The organism is Collinsella aerofaciens (assembly GCF_020709435.1).
GTDB lineage: Bacteria > Actinomycetota > Coriobacteriia > Coriobacteriales > Coriobacteriaceae > Collinsella > Collinsella aerofaciens_AU.
On sequence record NZ_JAJFDP010000031.1, the window covers coordinates 1 to 6,499 of the forward strand.

8 protein-coding genes are annotated in these 6,499 nt (G+C 69.3%); 5 read left to right on the forward strand and 3 right to left on the reverse strand.

Going from position 1 to position 6,499, the window contains the following annotated elements; genetic code table 11:
• Positions 1-1,034, forward strand: a 1,034-nt coding sequence (gene istA, locus LK493_RS09895; RefSeq protein WP_227790906.1) for an IS21 family transposase, incomplete at its 5' end; no start/stop codon positions are given.
• Here istA (LK493_RS09895) and istB (LK493_RS09900) read toward each other — a convergent pair.
• A complete protein-coding gene (gene istB, locus LK493_RS09900; protein ID WP_139913201.1) occupies positions 1,024-1,797 on the reverse strand; it encodes an IS21-like element helper ATPase IstB in 774 nt (257 codons plus the stop codon). The genes istA (LK493_RS09895) and istB (LK493_RS09900) overlap by 11 nt on opposite strands.
• Entirely contained in the window at positions 1,797-2,576 is a 780-nt protein-coding gene (locus tag LK493_RS09905; RefSeq protein WP_227790907.1) for a Mu transposase domain-containing protein, read from the reverse strand. The genes istB (LK493_RS09900) and LK493_RS09905 overlap by 1 nt, the downstream gene beginning before the upstream one ends.
• A gap of 124 nt (positions 2,577-2,700) precedes the next feature.
• On the opposite strand from LK493_RS09905, the gene istA (LK493_RS09910) reads away from it, so the two are divergent.
• Together istA (LK493_RS09910) and istB (LK493_RS09915) are read left to right on the forward strand one after the other, a co-directional pair.
• Positions 2,701-3,939 (forward strand): IS21 family transposase, encoded by a 1,239-nt coding sequence (istA, locus tag LK493_RS09910; protein ID WP_227790908.1) that lies wholly within the window; start codon positions 2,701-2,703, stop codon positions 3,937-3,939.
• Positions 3,936-4,724, forward strand: a complete 789-nt coding sequence (gene istB, locus LK493_RS09915) for an IS21-like element helper ATPase IstB (protein WP_055285406.1) — start codon at positions 3,936-3,938, stop codon at positions 4,722-4,724. Before istA (LK493_RS09910) ends, istB (LK493_RS09915) begins: the two co-directional genes overlap by 4 nt.
• On the opposite strand, the gene LK493_RS09920 is transcribed toward istB (LK493_RS09915), so the two are convergent.
• Positions 4,721-5,323, reverse strand: a complete 603-nt coding sequence (locus tag LK493_RS09920) for a hypothetical protein (RefSeq protein WP_227790909.1) — start codon at positions 5,321-5,323, stop codon at positions 4,721-4,723. The two genes, istB (LK493_RS09915) and LK493_RS09920, sit on opposite strands and share 4 nt — an antisense overlap.
• A 176-nt stretch (positions 5,324-5,499) precedes the next feature.
• On the opposite strand from LK493_RS09920, the gene LK493_RS09925 reads away from it, so the two are divergent.
• Together LK493_RS09925 and istB (LK493_RS09930) are read left to right on the forward strand one after the other, a co-directional pair.
• Positions 5,500-5,736: a hypothetical protein gene (locus LK493_RS09925; protein ID WP_227790910.1), complete on the forward strand. Its 237-nt coding sequence runs from the start codon at positions 5,500-5,502 to the stop codon at positions 5,734-5,736.
• A complete protein-coding gene (istB, locus tag LK493_RS09930) occupies positions 5,726-6,427 on the forward strand; it encodes an IS21-like element helper ATPase IstB (RefSeq protein WP_227790911.1) in 702 nt (233 codons plus the stop codon). Before LK493_RS09925 ends, istB (LK493_RS09930) begins: the two co-directional genes overlap by 11 nt.
• Positions 6,428-6,499: the final 72 nt, after the last annotated feature.

Here is a 6,499-nt window from a genome sequence, read left to right on the forward strand (position 1 = left end):
GCTACGGCGGCTCTTACTCCACCGTGCAGAGGTTCGTCCGCGAGCTCAGGCTCGCCCGGGCGGCGGCGGGCGGAGAGGGGTACCTCGAGCTCGAGTGGGCGCCCGGCACCTGCCAGGTCGATTTCGGGAACTTCCGCGCCGCGGTCGGCGGGAGGACCCTCGACCTCAAGCTGCTGGTCGCGACGCTTCCGCACTCGAACGACCGGCAGTGCGTCGCCCTCATGTCGCAGAGGTCGGAGTGCCTGTGCGCCGGGCTGCTCGAGATCTTCCGCCGCTGGGGCCGCGCCCCGGCGGCGATGGTGGTCGACAACGCCACCGAGGCGGGCAGGATGGTACGCGGCGAGGTCACGGAATCGAGGCTGTTCTCGCAGTTCAGAGCCCACTACCGCTTCGAGAGCCGGTACTGCAACCCCTATTTGGGAAACGAGAAGGGCTCCGTCGAGAACGCCGTGGGGTTCCTCCGGCGCAACCTCCTCGTCCCCGTGCCTGCGTTCGGCGCGCTCCCCGAGCTCAACGCGTTCCTCGCCGAGGGGTGCGCGAGGGTCAACGCGGCGGCGCGCTGCCGCGACGGCAGGCCGCACGGGGAGGCCTACCGGGAGGACCTCGCCGCCATGCGCGCCCTTCCCGGCGTGGAGTTCGACGCGGTGAGGTGGGTCACCGCCCGCGCCGACAAGCGCGGCTACGTCGAGGCCGACGGGCGCGAGTACGTCGCCGGGCCCGCCTGGCACGGGCGGAGCCTGCTCGTCGGCATGCGCGCGTCGACGGTGGAGATCCTCGCCGACCGCGGCCGCCGGGTCGCCGTCCTCCCCAGGGCCTTCGGGGAGGGCCCCGCGGTCCGGAACCCCCTCTCGCTCGTGCCCGCCATCATCGCCAGGCCGAGGGCCTTCGGGGAGTCGACGATCAGGCGCGACATGCCGCCGGGTGTTAGCGTCAATCTATTTTTCACCAGTTTCGCTAAACAGGCGCGCCGTTCGCGCAAAGGCGGTTTCACCGGTTGCGCTAACGTATTTTCACCGATTCCGGTCACGGCTTGACGGGGCCGTCCCTCGGCAGGTCCTTCAGCCTGTAGGACCTGCCGGTTATCTTGACCAGGTGGCAGTGGTGGCACACCCTGTCCGCGATCGCGCTCGCCGCCACGTCGTCCCCGAACACCCTGCCCCAGCCGCTGATCCCCACGTTGGTGGTGATGATCGTCGAGCGCTGCTCGTAGCGCGTCGATATCAGCTGGAACAGCAGGTCCGCGCCCGCGCTGCCGACGTCGAGGTAGCCGAGCTCGTCGATGATCAGCAGCCTCGAGTGGGCGTAGTACTTGAGCCTCTTCTTGAGGATGCCGCGCGACGAGGCGTCCTCCAGGTCCTCGACGAGCCGGGCGCAGTCCACGAACCTGACCTCGCGCCCCGCCCTGACGGCCTCGATGCCCAGCGCGACGGCGAGGTGCGTCTTGCCCACGCCGGGGCTCCCCACGAACAGGACGTTCTCGGCCCGCTCGACGAACCTCAGGGTCGCGAGCTCCTCGATCTCTGCGCGCGGGACCGACGGCTGGAAGTCCCAGTCGAAGTCCGCCAGCCCCTTGACGTAGGGGAACCCCGACGAACGTATGCGCTGGTTGGTGATCCTGACCTCCCGGGCGGCGACCTCGACGCGCGTCATCTCCTCGAGGGCGGAGGCGAAGCCCCGCTCGCCCGCGGCGACCATCCTCACGTAGTCGGGCAGGGACGCCGCCATCTCGTGCAGCCCGAGCGCGGAGAGGTTCGCCTGCGCCCTGATCGAGGGGCTGCCCTCCGCGACGGCGCCCATCACGCCCCTCCGAGCGAGTCGAGCAGCGCGAGGTTGGCGCGCGCGGCCTCGGCGATGTCCGCGTCGGCCAGGCCCCGCTTCCCCTCGAGGGCCTGCCCATAGTGGTCGGGGTCGTAGTTGATGGGCCTCGACGGCCCGGACGCGGCGTCGTGGACGGCGACCTCCTCGCCGGCCATCCTCACAACGACCTGGCCGCCGGGCATCGCTATGACGCTCACGCGCCGGCCGATGCAGCGCCTGGGCACGGACCACTCCCTGCCGGCGGCCCTGACGAGCATGGTCGGCGGGACGGTCTGGACGCTCACGTCGCCCACCATCGACTCGAGGAGCCGGAGGTTCCCGATGGGCCGCAGGCTCTCCTTCTCCCGCATGAACAGCGCGTCGGGCGGCAGGCCGGTGGTGCGGTTCGGCTCCGAGTTGGCCTGGGCCTCGACCCGGGCCACCGCCTCGGCGAGGCCGCTCCACCCGGTGAACTCGCCGCCGTAGGCGAGCAGGCGGTTCAGGAAGCGGTTGGCCGACTCGTCCTTGCCCTTGGTCTGCGGCGAGCGCGGCGCGCAGAGTCTGAGCTCGAAGCCGGCCTCCCGCGCGAACCGCCACGCCCTCTCCTGCCTGGTCCTCCTGCGGCCCGAGACGGTCACCAGGCACGACATGTTGTCCGTGATGCACTCCTCCGGGACGCCGCCGAGGCGGGTGAAGGTGGCGAGCAGGCAGGACAGCAGGTCGTCGAGCGTGCGGCTCCTGACTGTTAGCGCTACTGTAAAAACAACCAATTTCGCCATCGCACTTTAGCCGATTCCGCCAACGCAATTTCCCCAATCACGCCAACGCATTTTCACCATTTCCACCAACGCCGGGGCTTACGCTTCGACCGACAAGCGAACGATGCTTTCGGGAGGAGCGGCCGTGGCGGAGAAGAACCTGATCGGAGAGTTGGACATGTACAGGGAAGCGGGCATAAAGCCCAACTTCAGCGACATAGCGAAGCGCTGCGGCAAGGACAGGCACACCGTGGCGGCGTACTGGAGGGCCGAGGGCGGCCGGCCCCGCGACGGGCGCGCCGACAGGGCGGGCTCCTTCGACGCGCACATCGAGGAGGTGGCCGCCAAGGCGCAGCTGCCGGGGGTCACCAAGAAGGGCATCCACGAGTGGCTGCTGCACAGGTATCCCGGCGAGAACCTGGCCGGCTACAACGCCTTCACCCAGTTCATGCGCAAGAACGGTATCGCCGTCGGGGCCTCCGTCGGCCCGGAACCGCACCCGCGCTTCGAGACGCCGCCCGGGCTGCAGCTGCAGTTCGACTGGAAGGAGTCGGTCAGGATGGCGAACCGCGACGGCGAGCTGTTCGAGTTCAACGTGTTCGCGGCGACGCTGGGCCATTCCCGCAGGCACATATTCATCCGGTCGGGGACCAGGACGACCGACGACCTGGTCAGGTGCATGTACGCCACGATCGCGAGGCTCGGCGGCGTGCCCCGCGAGTGGGTCACGGACAACATGTCCGCCCTGGTGACGGTCAAGGGCGGCAGGCGCCTCAAGGTCCAGCGCGCATACGAGTTCGCCAAGGCCGCCGGCTTCGAGCTGAAGCTGTGCCGCCCGCGCAGCCCCCAGACCAAGGGCAAGGTCGAGTCGTCGAACCGCTTCCTGTCGCGGCTCGCGGCCTACCAGGGCGACTTCGACGGCTGGGACGACATCGACGAGATCATCGCGCGGATCGAGGACGCCAGCAACTCCGAGCCCAACGAGACCACGGGGCTGCCGCCCTCCGCGCTGTTCATGGAGGAGAAGGACGCGCTGCTGCCCGTCGGCAACCTCCGCGCCCTCGAGGAGGCGATGGGCGACGTGGTGCGCGTGGCCAGGGTGCCGGCCACGATGCCGGTCAGCGCGCACGGCGAGCCCATGTCGGTGCCCAGGCGCTGCATCGGCAGGCCCGCCCGCATCGTCTGCATGCCCGGCGGCGCGATGGACTGCTACGTCGGCGGCGAGCTGGTGGCGACGCACGTGGCGGGCGGGCCGGCCTACGACCCGGCGCACTACGCCGAGGCCATGGCCGGGAAGCGCTGGTTCGGCGACGCCGCCGGCGACATCGAGGCGGCCGCCGCCGCCAACCTCGGGCTGCTCGACTCGATAGGGGGCTCGCTGTGAGCGCCGCGGTGCAGGCCAGCCCGCTCAACCGCTTGGCGGCCAATCTCGAGGAGCTGGGGCTCGAGGGCATGGCGTCGTCGGTGCCCGAGTACGTCAGGCTCGTCGCCGACGGGAGGAAGAGCCTGGTCGACGCCATGCTCGAGCTCACCGACGCCCAGATAGCCCTCAAGCGGCGCGCCGACGACGAGCGCCGCACGAGGATGGCCAACTTCCCCTACATAAAGACGCTGGCCGACTTCGACTGGGGTTTCCAGCCGAGCGTGCCCCGCGGGCTGGTCGAGCAGCTGGCCACGCTCGAGTTCGTCGACCGCGGCGACAACGTCGTTCTCGTCGGCAGCCCGGGCGTCGGCAAGACCCACCTGTCGATAGCCATAGGCCACGAGGCGGTGATGGCCCGCAAGCAGGTGTACTTCGCCGACTGCTCGAGGCTGGTCGAGGACCTCAAGCACGCCTCGGCGAAGGAGGCGCTGGCGCGCAGGATGCGGTTCTACGAGCACTGCAGCCTGCTGATAATAGACGAGCTGGGCTACCTCGATATCGGGAAGGAGGGCGCCGACCTGCTGTTCCAGCTGGTGAACAGGCGCTACGCGCTCAAGCGGTCGACGATCGTCACGACCAACGTGCCGGTCGGCAGGTGGGGCGACGTGTTCGGCAGCAACGTCACGGCCTCGGCGGTCGCCGACAGGCTGTGCCACCACTGCGCGATGATCAAGATAACGGGCCGGTCGTACCGCCTGAAGGACGTGTCCATCGGCGGTGAGGACGGGAAGGAGGAGGGCGCCTAGGCGCCGAAAGCGGCACATCCGCGTTGGCGAATCCGGCGTATCCGCGTTGGCGCGATTGGCGAAAATGCGTTGGTGGAAATGGTGAAAATTATATTGACGCTAACACTGACCGGTATGAAGCGGTGCTTCCGGGAGTAGCCGAGCGTCGCGGTGAACACGCTGAACTCGAAGACCTCGCCCTCCGAGTCGACGAGCCTCATGCCCTCCTTCCAGTCGAACTGCAGCTGCCTGCCCGGGGGCGTCTCGAACCGCGGGTGCGGCTCGCGGCCGCCCGCGCCCCCGAAGGGCACGTCGCGGGCCCGGCACCACGCGGTGAAGGCGCCGTACCCGGGCAGCCCCTCCCCGCGGCCCTCGCGCAGGAACGCGTAGACTGCCATCTTGGTCATCCCGGGCAGCTGGGCCTTCGCGCGGATCACCTCCTCGAGCGGGTCGAAGGCGCTGCCCCTCGCGGACCTCCCGTCGGCGGCGGACTCGCCCTCCCGCCAGTACTTGGCGACCGTGTGCCGGTCCATGCCGTGCCTCCTCGCGATCTCGCTGAAGTTCGGCTTCGCGCCGGACCCCCTGTAGACGTTCAGCTCTCCCATTACGTTTCGCTCCATATCCCGCTCCTCCCGGGTCGGATACCCGATCGGAGCATAGTTCCGTTAGCGCAGTTGGTGAAAGTACGTTAGCGGGGTCGGCGAAAGCGCGTTAGCGCATTCGGCGAGATGCGTTTGCGAAAGTGGTCAATTTTAGATTAGCGCTAACACCGGGGCTCGTCGAGGGGATCGACCGGATGGACTCCGCCGGCAGGAGGCGCACGCTCAGGTCGATCGGCCGGGCGAGCGAGTCCTCGGGTTTCGAGGCGGCATGCGAGGCGGCGCTCAGGGTCGTCGAGGGCGGCCGCGTCCCCGACGACGCCACGGTCGACGTGCTGGCGAGACGCATCGCGGGAGGCGGCGGCGGGGCCGGCGGGGCCGACCTGTCGGTCTACGACGGGTTCCTGAAGGGGGCGGTCGCCGATGGCAGCTAGCGAGGAGCTGGCCCGCAGGGTCGTGGAGGCCGGGCGGTCGTGCTCGCTCACCACCGCCGTCCTGGAGGAGTGGTCGAGGCTCGGCACCCCGAAACAGGTGGAGTACCTGGCGGGCTACCTCGAGGCGGAGAGGTCCAGCCGCGAGGCCTCGAAGCGCGCGACGCTGCTCAGGCGCTGCGCGCTGCCGGCGCCCAAGACCTTCGACGGCTACGACTGGTCGGCCGTGTCGTGGCCGGAGGGCATGGGGCGCGAGTCGCTGCTCGCGCTCGACTTCGTCGGGCGCAGGGAGGACCTCGTGCTCATGGGCGACGTCGGCACCGGCAAGACGCACATGGCGTCGGCCCTCTGCGCGCTGGCGTGCGAGAGGAGGCTCGAGGCGCGCTTCTTCACGGCGTCCTCGCTCGTGATGCGCCTGAGGCGCGCCCGCGACGACGGGAGGCTCGACCGGGAGGCCGCGCTTATCGGCAAGGCCCGCCTGCTCGTCATCGACGAGCTCGGGTTCCTCCCGCTCGACGCGGACGGGGCGAGGCTGCTCTTCCAGGTCTTCGCCGACGCATACGAGAGACAGTCGGTGGTGATCACCACGAATCTGGAGTTCAGCAGGTGGGGGTCGGTGTTCGGGGACGACCAGATGGCCGCCGCCGTGATCGACCGCATCGTCCACCACGGTGTTAGCGCCGGGCGATTTTAGCCGCTAATAGTCAAACGATTTTGACCAATCCCGGTCACCGAATAATGGCCACCGTGCCTCCCCGCCGCCACT